This is a genomic window from Roseateles sp. 22389, assembly GCF_052044995.1.
Lineage (GTDB): Bacteria > Pseudomonadota > Gammaproteobacteria > Burkholderiales > Burkholderiaceae_C > Roseateles.
Window position 1 is genome coordinate 212,959 of the sequence record NZ_JBQEOF010000002.1, and the last position, 20,054, is coordinate 233,012.

General features: G+C 68.2%; 19 protein-coding genes. 2 read left to right on the forward strand and 17 right to left on the reverse strand.

Annotation, left to right across the window (positions count from 1 at the left end):
- Positions 1-191 precede the first annotated feature (191 nt).
- Positions 192-2,603, reverse strand: coding sequence for a phosphoenolpyruvate synthase (gene ppsA, locus ACTJKJ_RS04000; RefSeq protein ID WP_091723027.1), 2,412 nt, complete (start codon positions 2,601-2,603; stop codon positions 192-194).
- 311 nt (positions 2,604-2,914) lie between these two features.
- Here ppsA and ppsR point away from each other — a divergent pair, with 311 nt between their 5' ends.
- Together ppsR and ACTJKJ_RS04010 are read left to right on the forward strand one after the other, a co-directional pair.
- The gene (ppsR, locus tag ACTJKJ_RS04005) at positions 2,915-3,736 is read left to right on the forward strand and encodes a posphoenolpyruvate synthetase regulatory kinase/phosphorylase PpsR (RefSeq protein ID WP_091723022.1); all 822 of its coding nucleotides are present in this window, start codon (positions 2,915-2,917) and stop codon (positions 3,734-3,736) included.
- Between the two features lie 15 nt (positions 3,737-3,751).
- A complete protein-coding gene (locus ACTJKJ_RS04010; protein ID WP_091723019.1) occupies positions 3,752-4,645 on the forward strand; it encodes an EamA family transporter in 894 nt (297 codons plus the stop codon).
- Between the two features lie 31 nt (positions 4,646-4,676).
- Here ACTJKJ_RS04010 and ACTJKJ_RS04015 read toward each other — a convergent pair whose 3' ends face one another.
- From ACTJKJ_RS04015 to rpsB, 16 genes are all read right to left on the reverse strand, one after another.
- Positions 4,677-5,450, reverse strand: coding sequence for a TrmH family RNA methyltransferase (locus ACTJKJ_RS04015; RefSeq protein ID WP_440819662.1), 774 nt, complete (start codon positions 5,448-5,450; stop codon positions 4,677-4,679).
- Between the two features lie 77 nt (positions 5,451-5,527).
- Positions 5,528-6,193 carry a ribonuclease HII gene (gene rnhB, locus ACTJKJ_RS04020; RefSeq protein WP_343601394.1) on the reverse strand — a complete coding sequence of 222 codons (666 nt, stop codon included), beginning with the start codon at positions 6,191-6,193 and terminating at the stop codon, positions 5,528-5,530.
- Positions 6,165-7,310, reverse strand: coding sequence for a lipid-A-disaccharide synthase (lpxB, locus tag ACTJKJ_RS04025; protein WP_440819663.1), 1,146 nt, complete (start codon positions 7,308-7,310; stop codon positions 6,165-6,167). The genes rnhB and lpxB overlap by 29 nt, the downstream gene beginning before the upstream one ends.
- An 18-nt stretch (positions 7,311-7,328) precedes the next feature.
- Positions 7,329-8,120: an acyl-ACP--UDP-N-acetylglucosamine O-acyltransferase gene (gene lpxA / locus ACTJKJ_RS04030; RefSeq protein ID WP_091723002.1), complete on the reverse strand. Its 792-nt coding sequence runs from the start codon at positions 8,118-8,120 to the stop codon at positions 7,329-7,331.
- Between the two features lie 38 nt (positions 8,121-8,158).
- Positions 8,159-8,614, reverse strand: a complete 456-nt coding sequence (gene fabZ / locus ACTJKJ_RS04035; RefSeq protein ID WP_091722999.1) for a 3-hydroxyacyl-ACP dehydratase FabZ — start codon at positions 8,612-8,614, stop codon at positions 8,159-8,161.
- Positions 8,611-9,672, reverse strand: coding sequence for a UDP-3-O-(3-hydroxymyristoyl)glucosamine N-acyltransferase (gene lpxD, locus ACTJKJ_RS04040; RefSeq protein WP_343601390.1), 1,062 nt, complete (start codon positions 9,670-9,672; stop codon positions 8,611-8,613). Before lpxD ends, fabZ begins: the two co-directional genes overlap by 4 nt.
- Positions 9,673-9,674: 2 nt before the next feature.
- Positions 9,675-10,184, reverse strand: a complete 510-nt coding sequence (locus tag ACTJKJ_RS04045; protein WP_091722990.1) for an OmpH family outer membrane protein — start codon at positions 10,182-10,184, stop codon at positions 9,675-9,677.
- On the reverse strand, positions 10,184-12,487 hold the full coding sequence (gene bamA / locus ACTJKJ_RS04050) for an outer membrane protein assembly factor BamA (protein WP_091722986.1): 2,304 nt from the start codon (positions 12,485-12,487) through the stop codon (positions 10,184-10,186). The genes ACTJKJ_RS04045 and bamA overlap by 1 nt, the downstream gene beginning before the upstream one ends.
- Positions 12,488-12,496: 9 nt before the next feature.
- The gene (gene rseP / locus ACTJKJ_RS04055) at positions 12,497-13,867 is read right to left on the reverse strand and encodes an RIP metalloprotease RseP (protein WP_440819664.1); all 1,371 of its coding nucleotides are present in this window, start codon (positions 13,865-13,867) and stop codon (positions 12,497-12,499) included.
- A gap of 54 nt (positions 13,868-13,921) precedes the next feature.
- Positions 13,922-15,130 carry a 1-deoxy-D-xylulose-5-phosphate reductoisomerase gene (gene ispC / locus ACTJKJ_RS04060; RefSeq protein ID WP_440819665.1) on the reverse strand — a complete coding sequence of 403 codons (1,209 nt, stop codon included), beginning with the start codon at positions 15,128-15,130 and terminating at the stop codon, positions 13,922-13,924.
- A 19-nt stretch (positions 15,131-15,149) separates the two neighbouring features.
- A complete protein-coding gene (locus ACTJKJ_RS04065) occupies positions 15,150-15,983 on the reverse strand; it encodes a phosphatidate cytidylyltransferase (protein WP_091722977.1) in 834 nt (277 codons plus the stop codon).
- Position 15,984: 1 nt separating this feature from the next.
- On the reverse strand, positions 15,985-16,716 hold the full coding sequence (gene uppS, locus ACTJKJ_RS04070) for a polyprenyl diphosphate synthase (RefSeq protein ID WP_255511904.1): 732 nt from the start codon (positions 16,714-16,716) through the stop codon (positions 15,985-15,987).
- Between the two features lie 13 nt (positions 16,717-16,729).
- Positions 16,730-17,290, reverse strand: a complete 561-nt coding sequence (gene frr, locus ACTJKJ_RS04075) for a ribosome recycling factor (RefSeq protein WP_091722973.1) — start codon at positions 17,288-17,290, stop codon at positions 16,730-16,732.
- Positions 17,291-17,384: 94 nt separating this feature from the next.
- Complete coding sequence (pyrH, locus tag ACTJKJ_RS04080; RefSeq protein WP_091722969.1) at positions 17,385-18,095, reverse strand: UMP kinase; 711 nt, start codon at positions 18,093-18,095, stop codon at positions 17,385-17,387.
- A 107-nt stretch (positions 18,096-18,202) separates the two neighbouring features.
- Positions 18,203-19,099, reverse strand: coding sequence for a translation elongation factor Ts (gene tsf / locus ACTJKJ_RS04085; RefSeq protein WP_091722965.1), 897 nt, complete (start codon positions 19,097-19,099; stop codon positions 18,203-18,205).
- Positions 19,100-19,217: 118 nt separating this feature from the next.
- Positions 19,218-19,964 carry a 30S ribosomal protein S2 gene (rpsB, locus tag ACTJKJ_RS04090; RefSeq protein ID WP_091722962.1) on the reverse strand — a complete coding sequence of 249 codons (747 nt, stop codon included), beginning with the start codon at positions 19,962-19,964 and terminating at the stop codon, positions 19,218-19,220.
- Positions 19,965-20,054 lie beyond the last annotated feature (90 nt).

A 20,054-nucleotide genomic window follows, 5' to 3' on the forward strand; every position in this document is an offset into this window, starting at 1 on the left:
ACATCCACAACTTCCCCGGTCCTGCTTCACTGCGTCGGGCGGCGCGCTGGCCGCCAGGTCGCGGGGCCTTGGCGGCGAGCGCCAAAACCCCGCGACCTGCCGTCCCCCATCACTGTCGTCCTGCCACCGATTGGGAGTGGGGACTGCCATGAGAAACGGCCCTTGCGGGCCGTTGGTGGGGTGCGGTGGGGTCAGCGCTTGGCGAGGCGCTGCCAGGTGTCGACGACGGTGTCCGGGTTCAGGGACAAGGACACGATGCCCTCGGCGGCCAGCCATTCGGCGAAGTCAGGATGATCGCTGGGACCCTGGCCGCAGATGCCGATGTACTTGCCGGTGGCGCGGCAGGCCGTGATGGCGCGCGAGATCATTGCCTTGACCGCCGGGTCGCGCTCGTCGAAGTCGCCCGACAGCAGCTCCAGGCCGGAATCGCGGTCCAGGCCCAGCGTCAGCTGCGTCAGGTCGTTGGAACCGATCGACATGCCGTCGAAATGCTCCAGGAACTGCTCGGCCAGGATGGCGTTGCTCGGGACCTCGCACATCATGATGACCCGCAGGCCGTCCTGGCCGCCCGCGGCCGCGCGCTTCAGGCCGCGCTCGGCCAGCATCGCCACCACCTTCTCGGCCTGCCGCACGGTGCGGACGAAGGGCACCATGATCTCGACGTTGGTCAGGCCCATGTCGTTGCGCACCCGCTTGAGCGCCTCGCATTCCATCGCGAACGCGTCCTGGAACTCGCCCGAGATGTAGCGCGACGCGCCACGGAAGCCCAGCATCGGGTTCTCTTCGTCCGGCTCGTAGCGCGAGCCGCCGATCAGCTTGCGGTACTCGTTGCTCTTGAAGTCGGACAGACGCACGATCACCGGCTGCGGCCAGAACGCGGCCGCGATGGTCGCGATGCCCTCGGCCAGCTTGTCGACGTAGAAGGCGCGCGGCGACGCATGGCCGCGGGCCACCGACTCGACCGCCTTCTTCAGGTCGTTGTCGATGTTCGGATAGTCCAGGATCGCCTTCGGGTGGACGCCGATGTTGTTGTTGATGATGAACTCGAGGCGCGCCAGGCCGACGCCGCTGTTGGGCATCTGCGCGAAGTTGAAGGCCAGCTGCGGATTGCCGACGTTCATCATGATCTTCACCGGGCTGTAGGGCATCTCGCCGCGATGCACCTCGCTGACCTCGGTCTCGAGCAGGCCGTCGTAGATGAAGCCGGTGTCGCCCTCGGAGCAGGCCACGGTCACCAGTTGGCCGTCCTTGAGCTTGTCGGTCGCGTCGCCGCAGCCGACCACCGCCGGGATGCCCAGCTCGCGCGCGATGATGGCCGCGTGGCAGGTGCGGCCGCCGCGGTTGGTGACGATGGCGCTGGCGCGCTTCATGACCGGTTCCCAGTTCGGGTCGGTCATGTCGGTGACCAGCACGTCGCCGGGCTGCACCCGTTCCATCTCGGCCACGCTGTCGACCAGCCGCACCGGGCCGGTGCCGATCTTCTGGCCGATCGCGCGGCCCTCGGCCAGCACCGTGCCCTGGCCCTTGAGCTTGAAGCGCTGCTCGACCTGGCCTTCGGCCTGGCTCTTCACCGTCTCCGGGCGCGCCTGCAGGATGTAGAGCTTGCCGTCGTTGCCGTCCTTGCCCCACTCGATGTCCATCGGGCGGCCATAGTGCTGCTCGATGATCAGCGCGTACCTGGCCAGTTCGATGACGTCGTCGTCATTGAGCGAGTAGCGGTTGCGCTGCTCGACCTCGACCTCCACCGTCTTGACCAGCTTGCCGCTGGCGGCCTTCTCTTCCGGGGTCGAGAAGGTCATCTGGATCAGCTTGGAGCCGAGGTTGCGGCGGATCAGCGCGAACTTGCCGCGCTGCAGCGCCGGCTTGTGGACGTAGAACTCGTCGGGGTTGACCGCGCCCTGCACCACCGTCTCGCCCAGGCCGTAGCTGGAGGTGATGAAGACGACGTCCTTGAAGCCCGACTCGGTGTCGATGGTGAACATGACGCCGGCGGCGCCCAGGTCGGAGCGCACCATGCGCTGCACGCCCGCCGACAGCGCCACGTCCGCGTGGGCGAAGCCCTTGTGCACGCGGTAGCTGATCGCGCGGTCGTTGTAGAGCGACGCGAAGACTTCCTTCATCTTGTGCAGCACGTCCTCGATGCCGACGACGTTCAGGAAGGTCTCCTGCTGGCCGGCGAAGGAGGCGTCGGGCAGGTCCTCGGCGGTCGCGGACGAGCGCACGGCGAAGGACGCGTCCGGGTTGCCGGCGGTCAGGCGCTCGAATTCGGCGCGGATCGCCGCTTCCAGGTCGGCCGGGAAGGGCTGGGCCTCGACCCAACCGCGGATCTCGGCGCCGGCGGCGGCCAGGGCGCGCACGTCGTCGGTGTTCAGGTCGGCCAGGCGGCGCTGGATGCGGGCATCCAGGCCCTCGTGCTTGAGGAAGTCGCGGAAGGCGTGCGCGGTGGTCGCGAAGCCGCCAGGGACCCGCACGCCGGACTGGGCCAGCTGCGAGATCATTTCGCCGAGCGAGGCGTTCTTGCCGCCCACCGACTCGACGTCGGTCATCCTCAGTTTCTCGAAGGGTACGACCAGGGCGGTCGCCTCGAAGCGTGCATCAGACATGGGAAAACTCCGTGATGTTGAGAAACCGGGGCTCCCCGCGCGCTCCCGAGCGGGCCGGCGCGGCCGGCGGCTTCGAGGGAGACGGGCATGGCACGGCGCACGACAGGTCTTGTCGATTCTTGTGGGCGTCGCGGCGTGGCGTTCATGCGGTGGGCAGGGGCAAGTTGCGGGCGATTCTAGTGGGAGGCCGATCTATGATGTAAGCCCTCGTTCGGGGCCGGGCCGGTGGGATCCACCGGCGAAACTTCTCGCTTCGGCACGCGGCGTGCCCGCTTCCGCGAAGGCTCCCTGACCGGTTTCAAAGGCCTGACATGACCCAGCACACCGTCTACTTCGTCTCGGATGGCACCGGCATCACCGCCGAAACCTTCGGTAACTCCATCCTGGCGCAGTTCTCGGTCAAGGCCCGCCATGTGCGGCGCCCGTTCATCGACAGCGGCGAGAAGGCGCACCAGCTGGTGCAGGAGATCAACGAGACCGGCGAGCGCGAAGGCGTGCGCCCCATCGTCTTCGCCACGCTGGTGAACCGCGAGGTGCTCAACGTGGTGCGCCAGGAGTGCAAGGGCCTGGTGATGGACATGTTCGGGACCTTCATCGCGCCGCTGGAGGATGAATTCCGCATCAAGTCCAGCCACCGCGTCGGGCGTTTCTCCGATGTCGCCAAGAGCCAGGAGTACCACGACCGGATCGAGGCGATCAATTTCTCGCTGGCGCATGACGATGGCCAGTCGGCGCGCAACCTGGATTCGGCGGACGTGATCCTGGTCGGCGTGAGCCGCTGCGGCAAGACGCCCACCTCGCTGTACCTGGCGATGCAGCACGGCATCAAGGCGGCCAACTACCCGCTGATCCCCGAGGACTTCGAGCGCGGTCATCTGCCTTCGCTGCTGGTGCCCCACAAGAAGAAGTGTTTCGGCCTGACGATCGATCCGGAGCGCCTGGCGCAGGTGCGCAACGAACGCCGCCCGGGCAGCAAGTACGCCGACCTGATGAACTGCCATTACGAGGTCCGCGAGGCGGAGACGATGATGAAGAAGGCCGGCATCAACTGGCTGTCGTCGACGCACAAGTCGATCGAGGAGATCGCGACGACGATCCTTCGCGACATCCGCCCGGACCGGCTGATGTATTGAGTCAGGCGACGACGGATGCCGGCTTCCGCGCTGGCCCTGGTCGTCGCGGCGGCGCTGATCCACGCGCTGTGGAACTTCGCCGCGAAGAAGGCGCAGGGCAACCATCACTTCGCCTGCATGACGGCGCTTGGCGTCAGCCTGCTGTGGCTGCCGGCCGTCTTCGTGGTCGGGCTCGACGAGTTGCCCAGTTGGGGCTGGCAGGCGTGGACCGCCACGGCCGCGAGCGCCGTCGTTCACCTGGCCTACTTCAACGCGCTGCTCGCCGGTTATCGCGCGGCGGACATGACGGTGGTCTATCCGGTCGCGCGCGGCAGCGGACCGCTGCTGTCCTCGCTTGTGGCCGTGCTGCTGCTGGGCGAGCATCTGGGGCTGGGCGGCGCGCTGGGCCTGGCGGGCGTGGTCGGCGGCATCCTGCTGATGGCGGCGGGGCCCGCTTTCTTCGCCAAGGACGCGGCGAGCGCCGATCCTGAGCGGCAGCGCAGACGCAAGTTGGGCATCGCGTGGGGCGCGCTCACCGGCGCGACCATCGCCGCCTACAGCGTGATCGACGGCTACGCGGTGAAGGTCCTGGCGCTGTCGCCCATCCTCTACGACTATTTCTGCAACCTGCTGCGGGTGCCGGTCAGCCTGCCGGCGGTGCTGCGCGATCGGGCGGGATTCCTGCCGGCGCTGCGCCGACAGTGGAAGCATGCGCTGGTGGTGGCCATCGGCTCACCGGCGGCCTACATCCTGGTGCTGTACGCGATGAAGCTGGCGCCCTTGTCGCGGGTGGCGCCGGCACGGGAGCTGTCGATGCTGTTCGCCGCGCTGATCGGCGGACAACTGCTGGGCGAAGGCGAACGTGGCTGGCGCATCGCCGGGGCGGCGCTCATCGCGCTCGGCGTGGCGGCGCTGGCGGTGGCGCGTTGACCACCCTCCGGCCCTCGCCTCACGCGGACCTTCAGCCCAGCCGCCGCCTGGCGGATTCGTAGAGACAGATCGACGCCGCGCTCGCGACGTTCAGCGACTCCTCGCCGCCGGGCTGTGGGATGCCGACGCGCAGGGCGCAGCGCCGCATCAACGCCTCGCCAACGCCCTGCCCTTCGTGGCCCATGACCCAGGCGCAGGGGCTCGGCAGGTCGGCCTGATGCAGCAGCGCATCGGCGTGCGAGCTGGTGGCCAGCAACGGCACCTTCAGCGCGCCGAGATCCTCGACAGCCAGCCCCTCGATCAGCTTCAGCCCGAAATGCGCGCCCATGCCCGCGCGCAGCACCTTGGGCGACCACAGCGCCGCCGTGCCCTTCAGCGCAAGCACCTGCCGGAAGCCGAGCGCCGCCGCGCTGCGCAGGATGGTGCCGACGTTGCCCGCGTCCTGCAGCCGGTCCAGCACGACGGAATCCGCCCCGGCATCGATGCGCGGCTGCGCCGGCAACGCCAGTTCGAAGCCGATCTGCGCCGGCGACTCCAGCCCCGACACCGTCTTGAACAGCGCCGGCGAGACGACCAGCACCTTCGGCGCCGCGTCGGCCAGCGCGCGCAGCGCCTCGTCGGCCGCCGCCACGTCGGTGATCAGCGCCAGCGCCGGCCGCACGCCACGCTGCACCGCGGCGCGCGCCAGGTGGTCGCCCTCCAGCCACACGCCGCCGAGCTTGCGGTAGGCGCCGCCGTCCTGCGCCAGCTTGCGCAGGCGCTGCAGGTGGGGGTTGTCTCGGGCGGTGATCGACTGCCAGCTCATGCGGCGCCTTCTTCAAAGTGATCCAACGAACGGGGCCGCGCGCGCTCCGGGAGGAGCACCCGCGCGGCGGAATGCGCTCAGTCCAGCGCCGCGGCGTCGACCGCCAGGCTCATGTCGCTCAGGTCGAGCGACCGCACCGGCGCGAAGCTCTGCCGATGCCAGACCGTCGCGCCATGCACGCGCAGCGCCTCGAGGTGCTCGCGCGTGCCGTAGCCCTTGTGGCTGTCGAAGCCGTACTGCGGATGCTGCTCATGCATCTGCAGGCAGAAGCGGTCGCGGTGCACCTTGGCCAGGATGGACGCCGCCGAGATCGCCGGCACCAGCGCATCGCCCCGGACGATCGCCTCGGCCGGGATGCGCAGCACCGGCAGCCGGTTGCCGTCCACCTGGACGCGCCCGGGCTTCAGCCGCAGGCCCTCGACCGCGCGGCGCATCGCCAGCATCGTCGCCTGCAGGATGTTGATGCGGTCGATCTCCTCGACCGTCGCCTCCGCGATGCAGAAGCACAGCGCCTTCGCGCGGATCTCGTCGAAGAGCTGCTCGCGCTTCTTCTCGCTCAGCACCTTCGAGTCGTTCAAGCCCTTGATCGGACTCTGGTCGTCGAGGATCACCGCCGCCGCGACCACCGGTCCGGCCAGCGGGCCCCGCCCCGCCTCGTCGACGCCGCACAGCAGGCCCTCGCCGGCCCATTCCAGGCCGAGCTGCGTCGGACGTTCAGGCGCCGAGGATTTTCGCGATCGCATCGCCGGCCCTTCGCGCGGTGTTGCAGCGCAGCTGTTGGTGGATCTCGAGGAAGCGCTCGCGCAGCCGCTCGCGCCGGGGCGCGTCGTCCAGCCACGCCAGGCCCTCGCGGGCGATGCGCTCGCCGGTGCACTCGTCCTGCAGGCATTCCGGCACCAGCGTCTCACGCGCCAGCACGTTGGGCAAGCCCACCCAGGGCAGCAGCGCCTTGCCCTTCATCCGCCAGGCATTGAACCAGTGCAGCTTGTAGGCGATCACCATCGGGCGCTTGAGCAGCGCCGCCTCCAGCGTCGCGGTGCCGCTGGCGACCAGCGTCAGGTCGCAGGCGGCCAGCGCGTCCTGCGCGCGGCCGTCCACCAGCGTCATCGGCAGGCCCTGGCCGTGCTCGGCCATCAGCGCCTCGACCATCGGCCGCAACCCCGGCGCGATCGGGATCACGAAGCGCAGCGCCGGCCGCGCCTGCAGCATCCGCTGGGCCGCCTGCAGCAGCGGCGGGCCGATGTAGGTCAGCTCGCTGCGGCGGCTGCCCGGCAGGATCGCGACGACCGTGTCGCCCTCCGCCAGGCCGAGCGCGGCGCGCGCGTCCTCGCGGGGCGGCTCGAGCGGGATCTGGTCCGCGAGCGGGTGACCGACGTAGGTCGCCGGGATGCCGGCCTTGGCCAGGATCTCCGGTTCGAACGGGAACAGGCACAGCACATGGTCCGCGCTGCGCTTGATCGTGGTGACGCGCTCCGCGCGCCAGGCCCAGATCGACGGGCAGACGAAGTGCACGGTCTTGATGCCGGCTTCGCGCAGCCGCTGCTCCAGGCCGAAGTTGAAGTCCGGCGCGTCAACGCCGACGAACACCGACGGGCGCTCCGCCAGCAGCCGGTCACCGAGCTGGCGGCGGATCGCCAGCAGCTCGCGGATGTTCTTGATCGCGTCCCAGTAGCCGAAGATCGACAGCTTGTGGCTGGGCCACCAGGCGTCGAAGCCCTGCGCCTGCATCTTCGGCCCGCCGATGCCCGCGGCGGTCAGGCCCGGCCAGCGCGCCTTCAAGCCCTGCAGCAGCAGGCTCGCGAGCAGGTCCCCGGAGGCCTCGCCGGCCACCAGGCCCAGTCGAGGATCCGTGGAGGTCATGTCAGGCGTCCGGGCCGATCAGCGGACGAGGCCGCGCTTGGCGCCGGCCAGGAAGTCCAGCATCACCTGGATGTCGCGGATGGACTCCGCGTCCTGGCCCTGCTTGAGCGCCTCCAGGTTGGCCACCGACTGCTCCAGCGTCGTGCCGTCGCGGAACAGCAGCTTGTGGACCTGGCGGATCACGCCCAGCCGGTCGTTGCTGAAACCGCGGCGGCGCAGCCCGGTCAGGTTGACCGCCCGCACTGTCAGCGGATTGCCGTCGACGGTCATGTACGGGGCGACGTCCTGCGCGACATGGCCCTGGAAGCCGATCATCGCGTGCGCGCCGACATGCACGAACTGGTGGACGCCGGTCAGGCCGCCGATGGTCGCCCAGTCGCCGACATGAACGTGGCCGGCCAGCGTGGCGTTGTTGGCCAGCACGCAGTGGTCGCCGACGATCACGTCATGCGCCAGATGCACGTAGGCCATGATCCAGTTGTCGGAGCCGACGCGGGTGACGCCCTGCTCCTTGAAGGTGCCGGTGTTGAAGGTGCAGAACTCGCGGATCGTGTTGCGATCGCCGATCACCAGCTCCGTCACCTCGCCGCCATGGCTCATGTCCTGCGGCATCGCGCCGATCGACGCGAACTGGAAGATGACGTTGTCGCGGCCGATCGTGGTCCTGCCCTCGACGACGGTGTGCGGACCGATGCGCGTGCCCGCGCCGATGCGCACCTCGGGGCCGATCACCGCGTAGGGACCGACCTGGACGGTGTCGTCGAGCTGCGCCTTCGGATCGACGATGGCGGTGGGATGGATCTGGGCCATGGGCGTGAGGAGGCTGCGGGAACGGGGCGGACGCCGGATCAGCAGTCCAGCTTGCGCATCGTGCACATCAGGCCGGCCTCGGCCACGATGTCGGTGCCCACCAGCGCCTTGGCGCCGAACTTGTAGATGCCGGCCTTGGCGCGGTCCAGCGTCACTTCCAGGATCAACTGGTCGCCCGGCTCCACCGGGCGCTTGAAGCGGGCGTTGTCGATGCCGGCGAAGTAGACGACATGGTTCTCGTCCAGTGTGAAGTTGTAGCTCTCCACCGCCAGCAGCGTCGCGGCCTGCGCCAGCGCTTCCAGGATCAGCACGCCCGGCATCACCGGCCGGTGCGGAAAGTGGCCCAGGAAGAAGGGCTCGTTGATGCTGACGTTCTTGATCGCGCGGATGCGCACGCCCTTCTCCACCTCCAGGACGCGGTCCACCAGCAGGATCGGGTAGCGATGGGGCAGCTTCTCGAGGATGCCGTGGATGTCGATGCGGGTCTCGTTCATGTCGTCTTCTTTTCCAGGGCTCGCACGCGCTGGCGCAGCTCATAGAGCCCGCGCAGCGCGGCGGCGTTCTTCTGCCAGGACGCGGCGTCCTCGAAGGGCCACATGCCGGCGTAGGCGCCGGCCTTGTCGATGCTGTTGCTGATGTTGGCCGTCGGGCCGATCTGCACGCCGTCGGTGATCTTGATGTGGCCGTTGATGCGCGCCGCGCCGGCCACGATGCAGTTCGCGCCGATCTCGGCGCTGCCCGCGATCGCCACCGCGCCGGCGATGGCCGTGCCGCGGCCGATCTTCACGTTGTGGGCGATCTGGACGAGGTTGTCGATGATCACGCCGTCGGCGATCACCGTGTCGCCCAGGGCGCCGCGGTCGATGCAGGTATTGGCGCCGATCTCCACGCCGTCGCCGATGCGCACCGCGCCGAGCTGCTCGATCTTCACCCACTCGACGCCGGCGGCGCCCTTGGTGGGCGCGAAGCCGAAACCGTCGGCGCCGATCACCACGCCGCTGTGCACCAGCGAGTGGGCACCGATCACGCAGTCATGGCCGAACACCACATGGGGTGCCAGGCGCGTGTGCGCGCCGACGCGGGCGTCCTGTTCGACGATGGTGTGCGCGCCGATGCGGGCGCCGTCGCCCAGCACCGCGCCGGATTCGATCACCGCATGCGGGCCGACCTCGACGTCGCGGCCCAGCGTCGCATCCGCCGCGACGGTGGCCGTCGGATGGATGGCCGGCGCCGCGCGCGGCTTGCGCATGTTCGCGGCCCACCACTGGGTCAGCCGGGCGAAATAGAGATAAGGATCCGGCGCGACGATGCAGCAGGCGGTCGAGCCATCCCCCCGACGCGCCGCGGCGGCCTCGGCCAGCTTGGGCGACACGATCACGCAGGCCGCGCCGGTCGTGGCGAGCTGCGATTCGTACTTCGGATTCGAGAGGAAGGCGATCGCGTCCGCGCCGGCTTCCTCCAGGGGCGCGATCGTGCCGATCGCCACATCGGAGGCACCAACAAGATCGCCGCCCAAGGCGGCGATCAGATCCGAGACCACAAGCTGTTTCATGGTCACTTCTGTGCGTTGAGCTGGTCGATCACCTTCTTCGTGATGTCCACGCGGGGGCTGGCATGGATCGCATCCTGAACGATCAGGTCGTACTTGTCATCCTCGAAGATCTTCTTGATGACCTTGTTGGCTTTCTCGATCACCGCGGAGAGTTCCTCGTTCTTGCGCTGGGCAACGTCCTCGTTGAATTCGCGGCGCTTGCGCTGCAGGTCGCGGTCCTGCTCGATCAGCTCGCGCTGGCGGCGGCCCCGTTCGGCTTCGCTCAGCGCGGGGCTGTCCTTGTCGAGCTTCTCGGCGGCGCCGCGCAGCTTGGTCTCCAGGTCCAGCAGGGCCTTTTCGCGGCGGCTGAACTCGGCCTGCAGCTTGGTCTCGGCGGCCTTGGCCAGGTTGGTCTCGCGCAGGATCCGCTCGCTGTTGACGTAGCCGATCTTGACTTCCTGGGCTTGCGCGCCCAGGGTCGTCGCACCCGCCAACAGGACGGTGGCGACGATCTGCGACAGCTTGCTCTTCATCAGAATGCAGTCCCGATCTGGAATTGGAATCGCTCGATTCTATCCGTGGACTTCTTGCGGATCGGCGAGCCATAGCTCAGGCGCAGCGGGCCCATCGGCGACAGCCAGCTGATGCCCACGCCGGCCGAGGCCCGGACGTCCTGGAAGTCCAGCTTCTCGTCCTGCCCCCAGACATTGCCGGCGTCGAGGAAGCCGAACAGGCGGAAGCTCTTGTCGTTGCCGGAGCCCGGCACCGGGACGTAGAACTCGGTGTTCAGGTTGAACTTGCGGTTGCCGCCGGTGTAGGAACCGGTGACGTCGACCGGACCCAGCGTGCCGGGCTCGAACACCCGCACCGAGCCCAGGCCGCCGCCGTAGAAGTTCTTGAAGATCGGATACGGCCGGCCGCCCAGGCCCTTGCCGTAGGCGAATTCGCCATTGATCATCAGCGAGAACTTGCGGCCCAGCGGGAAGAACTCCTGGTACTGCAGGTTGGCGATCGTGTAGCGCGAGTCGCCGACCGGGCTCATTTCCAGGTTGACGCGCTTCATCGCACCGGCGGTCGGCGTGATCACCGAGTCGCGGTTGTCCTTCTTCCAGCCGATCGTCAGCGGGATGGACATCGCCGAGGCGCCGAACTGCTCGCGGAACAGCCAGTAGCTGTTGGGCAGGCCGGTGCGCGTCGTGATGCGCGTGGTCTCGTAGCCGATGCCGAAGAACACCGTGTCGTCTTCGGAGAACGGCACGCCGAACTTGACCGAGCCACCGTACGAGGCGAACTCGTATTCCTCGCCCAGGTTGTTGATCGGCTTGACGGTGCGGTAGAACACGTCGATCGCGCGCGACACGCCGTCGACCGTGAAGTACGGGTCCACCGTCGTCACGCCCAGCGAGCGACCGGTGCTGGCGGTGTTGACCTGGATGCCCAGGTAGTTACCGGAGCCGAACACGTTCTCCTGCGAGATCGAGCCGGACAGCGACAGCTTGCTCGCGCTCGAGTAGCCGGCGCCGATCTGGATGTTGCCGGTCGGACGCTCGGTGACGGTCAGTGTGACGTCGACCTGGTCGGGCGAGCCCGGCACCTCGGTCGTGTCGATGGTGACGTCCTTGAAGTAGCCCAGGCGCTCGACGCGGTCGCGCGAGGCCTTGATGCGCGCGCCGTCGTACCAGGACGATTCGAACTGGCGGAACTCGCGGCGGATGACCTCGTCGCGGGTGCGCGTGTTCCCGGAGATCAGCACGCGGCGCACGTAGACGCGGCGCTGCGGCTCGCCCACCAGCGTGACGGTGACCTGGCCGGTGGCGCGGTCGATCTCGGGCCGGCTCTCGACGCGGGCGAAGGCATAACCGAAGGTGCCGTACAGGTCCTGGAAGTTGCGCGTCGTCTGCGCCACCGCCTCGCCGTTGTAGGGCTGGCCCGGCTTGAGCGCGACCAGGCGCTTGAACTCCTCTTCGCGTCCGAGGAAGTCGCCTTCGAGCTTGATGCCGTTGACGGTGTAGGGCTGGCCTTCGCTGATCGTGATCGCGACGCTGATGCTCTGCTTGTCCGGCGAGATCGTGACCTGCGTCGACTCGACGTTGAACTCCAGGTAGCCGCGGTTCAGGTAGTACGAGCGGATCGTCTCCAGGTCCGCGTTCAGCTTGGCGCGGGAATAGCGGTCGGTCTTGGTGTACCAGGTCAGCCAGCCGGAGGTGGTCTGCTCGAGCAGGCCGGTCAGCGTGCTCTCGCTGAAGACCTTGTTGCCGAGGATGCGGATCTCGGCGATCTTGGCCGGCTCGCCCTCGGTCACCGAGAAGCTGACGTTGACGCGGTTGCGCTCGATCGGGGTGATCGTCGTCGTGACCTCGGCGCCGTACAGCGAGCGGGTCAGGTATTGCCGCTTGAGCTCCTGCTCGGCGCGGTCGGCCAGCGCCTTGTCGAAGGGCTTGCCTTCGCCGATGCCCACGTCCTTCAGCGACTTGGTCAGGGCCTCGGTGTCGAATTCCTTGAGGCCGACGAAGCTGACGTTGGCAATGATCGGACGTTCCTCGATCACGATGACGACCGCATCGGTGTCGAGGTTGATCCGCACGTCCTTGAACAGGCCCGTCGCGAACAGCGCGCGCAGCGCGGCGGCGCCCTTCTCGTCGTTGTAGGTGTCACCGATGCGGAAGGGCAGCGCCGCGAAGACCGTGCCCGGGTCGGTACGCTGCAGGCCTTCGACGCGGATGTCCTTGAGTACGAACGGTTCGGCGGCCCAGGCGGAACCGGCGTGCAGCGCGGTGGCCAGCACCGCCAGTTGGATCACGTGGGGGCGCAGGGCGTCGGGCAGGAATCGGGACATGCGGAAGCTTCAGTGCAGACCCAGCGTGCGGGTCAGATCGTTGAAAAGGGCCAGGCTCATCATCAGCAGCACGACGGCGATGCCTGCACGTTGCAGCTGCTTGTGCCACCACTCAGAGACAGGGCGGCCGCTCAAACCCTCGAAAAGATAATACATCAGGTGTCCGCCATCGAGCATCGGCAGCGGCAGCAGGTTCAGCACTCCGAGACTCACGCTGACCGCCGCGAGGAAACTCAGGAACGCCGTCAGTCCGAGGCTCGCCGACTGGTCCGCGGCCTTGGCGATCGTGAGGGGGCCGCTGAGGTTCTTTACCGAAGCTTCACCCACCAACATGCGACCCAGCGTCTTCACCGTCAGCGCGCTGAGTTCCCAGGTCCGGGTCAGGCCTTGCCTCACCGATTCGACGGGGCCGTAGTGGACGGTGACCAGCGCCGGCCGGGCATCGAAGCCGGCGCCGATCCGCGCGACACGCTGGTCGCCGGCGATCTCGACGCGCGGCGTGACCACCCGCTCGAGCTGCTGACCGTCGCGAAGGACCTGCAGTCTGAGCGGCTCCGCCTGGTTGTCGACCACCGCGCGGCGCACGCGCTGGATGAACCAGGCGACGTCCGGCACCGGCTCGTCATTGACACGCAGCACGCGATCCCCGGGCAGCAGGCCGGCAGCCTCGGCGGGCTCGCCCGGGACCATGCGCCCCAGCACCGGCTCGACGAACACGCCGCCCAGGCCGATGCGGCCCATGGTCTTCTCGTCGAAGTCGCGGCTCTCCAGCGTGTCGGTCTCCAGCCGGACCGTGCGGCGGCCATGGCCGGCCGCGTCGCTGACGCTCAGCAGCAGCGGCCGCTTGTCGGCCACCGCCTGCGCCAGCTGCCAGCCGAAGTCCGGCATCGAACGCACGTCCTCCCAGTCCTCGCCATCGGAGGACCAGGCCTGCACCAGGTCGCCGGCGCGCAGGCCGGCGCGCTCGGCAAGACCTCCGGCCACCGGCGAACCAAGCAGCGCCTTGGGCTCCTCGCGCCCGATCCAGCCGACCGCCGCGAACAGCAGCACCGCCAGGATCAGGTTGGCGGCCGGGCCCGCGGCGACGATGGCCGCGCGCTGCCACAGGGATTTGCGATTGAAGGCCTGCGACTGCTCGCCCGGCGCCACCGGGCCGTCGCTTTCATCGAGCATGCGGACATAGCCGCCGAGCGGGATGGCGCTGAGCGTGAACTCGGTGCCGTCCGGCGACTTGCGCCGACGCAGCAGCACGCGGCCGAACCCGACCGAGAAGCGCAGCACCTTGACGCCGCAGGCGCGGGCGACGCGATAGTGGCCCCACTCGTGGATCACGATCAGGATGCCCAGCGTGACGAGGAAATAGAGGACTTGGGAGAGCATCGCGGGCGTCCTGGATCGAAGGCGGGATCGGTGTGGCGACCGGTGACGGAAGGGTCAGACCGCGGCGGCAAGCGCCGCGATCCGCTGCCGGGCGTGCCGGCGGGCCCGGGCATCGAGCGCCAGCAGGCCTTCGACGCTGTCGACCTCGCCGGCCTGCGGCATCACCGCCTCGAGCGCGTCGCGGTTGATGCGGCAGATGTGATCGAAGCGCAGCTGACGGTCCAGGAAGGCGGCCACCGCCTCCTCGTTGGCCGCGTTCAGGACCGCAGTGCTGCCCTCGGCCGCGCGCAGCGCCTGCCACGACAGGTGCAGGCCCGGGAAGCGGACCGCGTCCGCCTCCTCGAAGGCCAGGCTGGGGGTCTTGAGCAGGTCCAGCAGCCCGGCGCCCGACTCGACGCGCTCGGGGAAGGCCAGCGCATAGGCGATGGGCACCCGCATGTCGGGCGTGCCGAGCTGCGCCAGCACCGAGTGGTCGCGGCAGACCACCATCGAGTGCACGATGCTCTGCGGGTGGATCAGGACCTGGATCTGCTCGGGCTTGAGGTTGAAGAGCCAGCGCGCCTCGATGACCTCGAGGGCCTTGTTCATCATCGTGGCCGAGTCCACCGAGATCTTGCGACCCATCACCCAGTTCGGATGCGCGCAGGCCTGCTCCGGCGTGACATCGGCGAGCGAGGCCGGATCACGCTGGCGGAACGGCCCGCCGGACGCGGTGAGCACGATGTGGTCGATGCGCTGGGACCAGGTCGACCGGTCCTCGGGCAGGCACTGGAAGATCGCCGAGTGCTCCGAGTCCACCGGCAGCAGCGTGGCGCCGCCCTGCTCGACCGCCTGCATGAACAGCGCGCCGCCGAGCACGATGGCTTCCTTGTTGGCCAGCAGCAGCCGCTTGCCCGCGCGCGCCGCGGCCATCGCTGGCGGCAGTCCGGCCGCGCCGACGATCGCCGCCATCACCGCGTCCACCTCGGGGTGGGCGGCGATCTCGCTGAGCGCGGCCATGCCGTCCAGCACCTCGGTGCGCGAGCCGGCTTCGCGCAGTCTCGCGCGCAGTTGCGCCGCCAGCGCGGCATCCGGCAGCACGGCGAAGCGCGGCTGATGCTGCAGGCATTGGGCCGCCAGTTCGTCGACGCGACTCATCGCCGACAGCGCGAAGACGCGGTAGCGGTCGGGATGACGCGCGATCACGTCCAGCGTGCTGGTGCCGATCGATCCGGTGGATCCCAGCACGCAGACCTGCTGCGGACGTTGGAAGGTGGAGCTCATCGCTGGGAAATCCGCGGTATCAGAGGGAGGTCAGCGCCAGCGCCAGCGGCAGGACCGGCAGCAGCGCGTCGACACGGTCCAGCACGCCGCCGTGACCGGGCAGCAGCTGGCTGCTGTCCTTGGCGCCAGCGGCCCGCTTGACCAAGGATTCGAACAGGTCGCCGACGACGCTCATCGCCGACAGGAAGACCAGCGCCAGCAGCGACACCAGGCCCAGCCGCTGCACCAGCACGGTGTACATCGAGGGCGAATCCACCGGCAGGCGCAGGTCGATCACATGCACCCAGACGACGCCCAGGACGATGACGCCGACCAGACCGCCGATCGCGCCTTCCCAGCTCTTGCCCGGGCTGATCGCCGGCGCCAGCTTGCGACGGCCGAAGGTCTTGCCGGCGAAATAGGCGGCGACGTCGGCCATCCAGACCAGGCACATCGCCGACAACAGGAAATTGATGCCGCGCTGGCGCGCGACGACCAGCGCCAGCCAGGCCGCCCACAGCAGCACCGCCCCGAGGAGCAGCCGCAGCGCCGGCGACAGTCTGGGCCAGCCAGCCACGCCGACCGCCAGCGCGCGCACGCCGCCGAGCACCCACAGCCCGCCCGCCAGCCACCAGCACCAGGCCGGCACCTGGAAACCGACGACGTAGAACGTCGCCGCGCAGGCCGCCGCCAGCGCGGCGCCGAACGCGAGCGCCGGAGCGCCGGGCTTGCCGTTCAGCCGCGACCATTCCCACCCGGCCGCCGCGATCATGACCAGCGTCAGCAGCGCGAACCACATCGGGTTCGACGCGAACAGCGCCGGCAGCAGGATCGCGAGCAGGACCAGGGCCGTGATCACGCGCTGAAGCAGCATTTCAAGCCTCTTGGGCAACGCCCGGCACGTTGACGCCACCGAAGCGGCGGTCGCGCGCCCGGAACGCGGCGATCGCCTCGTCCAGTTGCGCTTCGCCAAACTCCGGCCACAGGCAATCGGAGAACACGAACTCGGTGTAGGCGGTCTGCCAGAGCATGAAGTTGCTGATGCGCAGTTCGCCGCCGGTGCGGATGAACAGGTCGGGATCCGGTGCATAGCTCATCGCCATGAACTCGGAGAGCTTCGCCTCGGTCAGCTCGGCCGGTTGCACGCCGGCCTCCATCGCCTTGCGGCAGGCCTGGACGATGTCCCAGCGGCCACCGTAGTTGAACGCGACGTTCAGCGTCAGCTTGCTGTTGTGGGCGGTCGAGTTCTCGGCCTCGGCCCAGGCGGCCCGCAGCTTGTCGGACACCGCCTCGCGGTCGCCGACGATGCGGATGCGCACGCCCATCGCGCCCATGCGCGCCAGGTAGCGGGACACCGCCGCCAGCACCAGGCCCATCAGGCCGGACACCTCGTCGCTGGGCCGCTTCCAGTTCTCGCTGGAGAAGGCGAAGACGGTGAGGTACTCGATGTCGCGGTCGATGCAGGCCTGCACCACGCGCACCAGGGCGTCCACGCCCTGCTTGTGGCCGAAGAAGCGCGGCAGAAAGCGCTTCTTGGCCCATCGACCGTTGCCATCCATGACGATGGCCACATGGCGGGGCACACCCGCCTTGCTGTCGGCGCTCACAAGGACGCGACGATCAGACGGCCATGATCTCGGCTTCCTTGGCCGAGAGCAGCTTGTCGATCTCGTTGACGACGCGGTCGGTCAGCTTCTGGACCTCGTCCTGGCTGCGGCGCTCGTCGTCCTCGGTGATGAGCTTGTCCTTGGCCATCTTCTTGGCCTGCTCGTTGGCGTCGCGGCGCAGGTTGCGCACGGCGACCTTGGCATCCTCGGCGGCGCCCTTGGCGACCTTCACCAGATCGCGGCGGCGCTCTTCCGACAGCGGCGGCATCGGCACGCGGATCAGGTCGCCCTGCGACGACGGGTTCAGGCCCAGGTCGGATTCGCGGATGGCCTTCTCGATCTTCTGGCCCATGCCCTTCTCCCAGGGCTGCACGCTGACCGTGCGGGCGTCCAGCAGCGTGACGTTGGCCACCTGCGAGATCGGCACCATCGAGCCGTAGTAGTCCACGTGCACCTGGTCCAGCAGGCCGGGGTGGGCGCGACCGGTACGGATCTTCTGCAGTTCGTTCTTGTAGGCCTCGACGGACTTGGCCATCTTGGCTTCGACGTTCTTCTTGATGTCGGCGATGCTCATGTTCTTTTCCTCGGATCAAAGGGTCGAGCGGGATCGGCGGAGCAGGATCCGCTCCCGGTGGAGCGGCGATCCGGACTCCAACGCGCGAGCCGCCTCAGACGTGCACCAGGGTGCCTTCGTCCTCACCCATCACGACGCGCTTGAGCGCGCCCGGCTTGAAGATCGAGAACACCTTGATGGGGAGCTTCTGGTCACGGCACAGCGCGAACGCGGTCGCGTCCAGGACTTGCAGGTTCTTGCTGATGGCCTCGTCGAAGGTGATGCGGGCGTAGCGCGTCGCGGTCGGGTCCTTCTTCGGGTCGGCGGTGTAGACGCCGTCCACCTTGGTCGCCTTGAGCATGATCTCGGCGCCCACTTCCGCGCCGCGCAGCGCGGCGGCCGTGTCGGTCGTGAAGAAGGGGTTGCCGGTGCCGGCGGCGAACACGACGACCTTGCCCTCTTCCAGATACTGCAGCGCCTTGGGGCGCACGTAGGGCTCGACGACCTGCTCGATCGCGATCGCCGACATGACGCGCGCGGTCATGCCTTCCTGGCGCATCGTGTCGGCCAGGGCCAGCGAGTTCATCACCGTCGCCAGCATGCCCATGTAGTCGGCCGTCGCGCGGTCCATGCCCACCGAGCCGCCCGCCACGCCGCGGAAGATGTTCCCGCCGCCGATGACGACCGCGACTTCGACGCCGAGCTTCGTCACTTCCTGGATTTCCTGGACCATGCGCACGATGGTCGCGCGATTGATGCCGTAGGAGTCGTCGCCCATCAGGGCTTCACCGGAAAGCTTGAGCAGGATGCGTTTGTGGGCGGGCATTGTTACCTCGTCAATACAGCCGATAGAGAGAGTGTCGTGCGTGCGCCTGCATGCGCAAGCGCACAAGTGTAAAGGGCGCCAGAGGCGCCCTTTTTGAGTCGCGATGCTTATTGCTGCTTGCTCGCGGCCGCCACCTGGGCAGCCACTTCGGCGGCGAAGTCGTCGACCTTCTTCTCGATGCCCTCGCCCACCACGTACAGGGTGAACGACTTCACCGTCGTGGCCTTCTCCTTGAGCATCTGGGCGACGGTCTGCTTGCCGTCGGCCGCCTTCACGAAGACCTGGTCCAGCAGCGAGACTTCCTTCAGGAACTTCTGCACCGAGCCCTCGACCATCTTGGCGACGATCTCGGCCGGCTTGCCGGATTCGGCGGCCTTCTCGGCGGCGATCTTGCGCTCCTTCTCGACCAGCTCGGCCGGGACTTCGGCGGACGACAGCGCGGCCGGCTTCATCGCGGCGACGTGCATCGCGACGTCCTTGGCGGCGACTTCGTCACCCTCGAACTCGACGATCACGCCGATGCGGGTGCCGTGCAGGTAGGACGCCAGCTTGGCGCCTTCGTAGCGCTTGAAGCGGCGGATCGTCATGTTCTCGCCGATCTTGCCGATCAGGCCCTTGCGCACGTCCTCGACCGTCGGGCCGAAGCCTTCCTGCGACAGCGGCAGGGCGGACAGGGCAGCGATGTCGGCGGGGTTGTTCTCGGCGACCAGGCCGGCCAGCGCGTTCACGAAGGCCAGGAAGGCGTCGTTCTTGGAAACGAAGTCGGTTTCGCAGTTGACTTCGATGACGGCACCGGCGGCACCCTTCACCGCGGCGGCGACCACGCCTTCGGCGGTGATGCGCGAGGCGGCCTTGCCGGCCTTGTTGCCCAGCTTGACGCGCAGGATCTCTTCCGCGCGGGTCATGTCGCCGTCGGCCTCGGTCAGGGCCTTCTTGCACTCCATCATCGGGGAGTCGGTGCGGGCGCGCAGCTCGGCGACCATGCTTGCGGTAATTGCTGCCATTTCAATCTCCGTGTGTCGCGGCCCGGAACGACCCGGCGCCGCGGAATTCTGAATCTGGTTGGACGAAGGGGGCTGAATCAGCCCCCTTGTCATGTCCCTTGAGGGCTTCGGGCCTGGATCAGGCGCCTTCGTTCACTTCCACGAACTCGTCGCCTTCGGCGGCGACGGCCTGGACGACTTCGTTCGTCGAGTTGGCACGGCCTTCCAGCACGGCGTCGGCGACGGCCTTGGCGTACAGGGCGACAGCCTTGGCCGAGTCGTCGTTGCCGGGGATGACGTAGTCGATGCCTTCGGGCGAGTGGTTGGTGTCGACGACACCGATGACCGGGATGCCCAGCTTCTTGGCTTCGGCGACGGCGATCTTGTGGTAGCCGACGTCGATGACGAACAGGGCGTCAGGCAGCGCGGCCATGTCCTGGATGCCGCCGATGTTCTTTTCCAGCTTGCTGATGTCGCGCTGGAACATCAGGGCTTCCTTCTTGATCGCGGGCTGGGTGCCGGCGTCGATCTGGCTCTGCATGTCCTTGAGCTTCTTCAGCGAGGTCTTGACCGTCTTGAAGTTGGTCAGCGTGCCGCCCAGCCAACGCTGGTTCACGCTGGGCACGCCAGCGCGCTCGGCTTCGGCGGCGACGATGTCACGGGCCTGGCGCTTGGTGCCGACCATCAGGATCGTGCCGCGCTTGGCAGCGAGCTGGCGCACGAACTTCAGGGCTTCCTCGAACGCGGGCAGCGTCTTCTCGAGGTTGATGATGTGGATCTTGTTGCGATGGCCGTAGATATACGGGGCCATCTTGGGGTTCCAGAAGCGGGTTTGGTGACCGAAATGGACGCCGGCTTCCAGCATCTCACGCATCGTGACGGACATAAGTACTCCGAAGGTTGGTTCTAGAATCCGGCACGAATTGCGACGTCTGCTTGTACGTTGCAACACCTTGATTCGCCGGATCCGCGAATT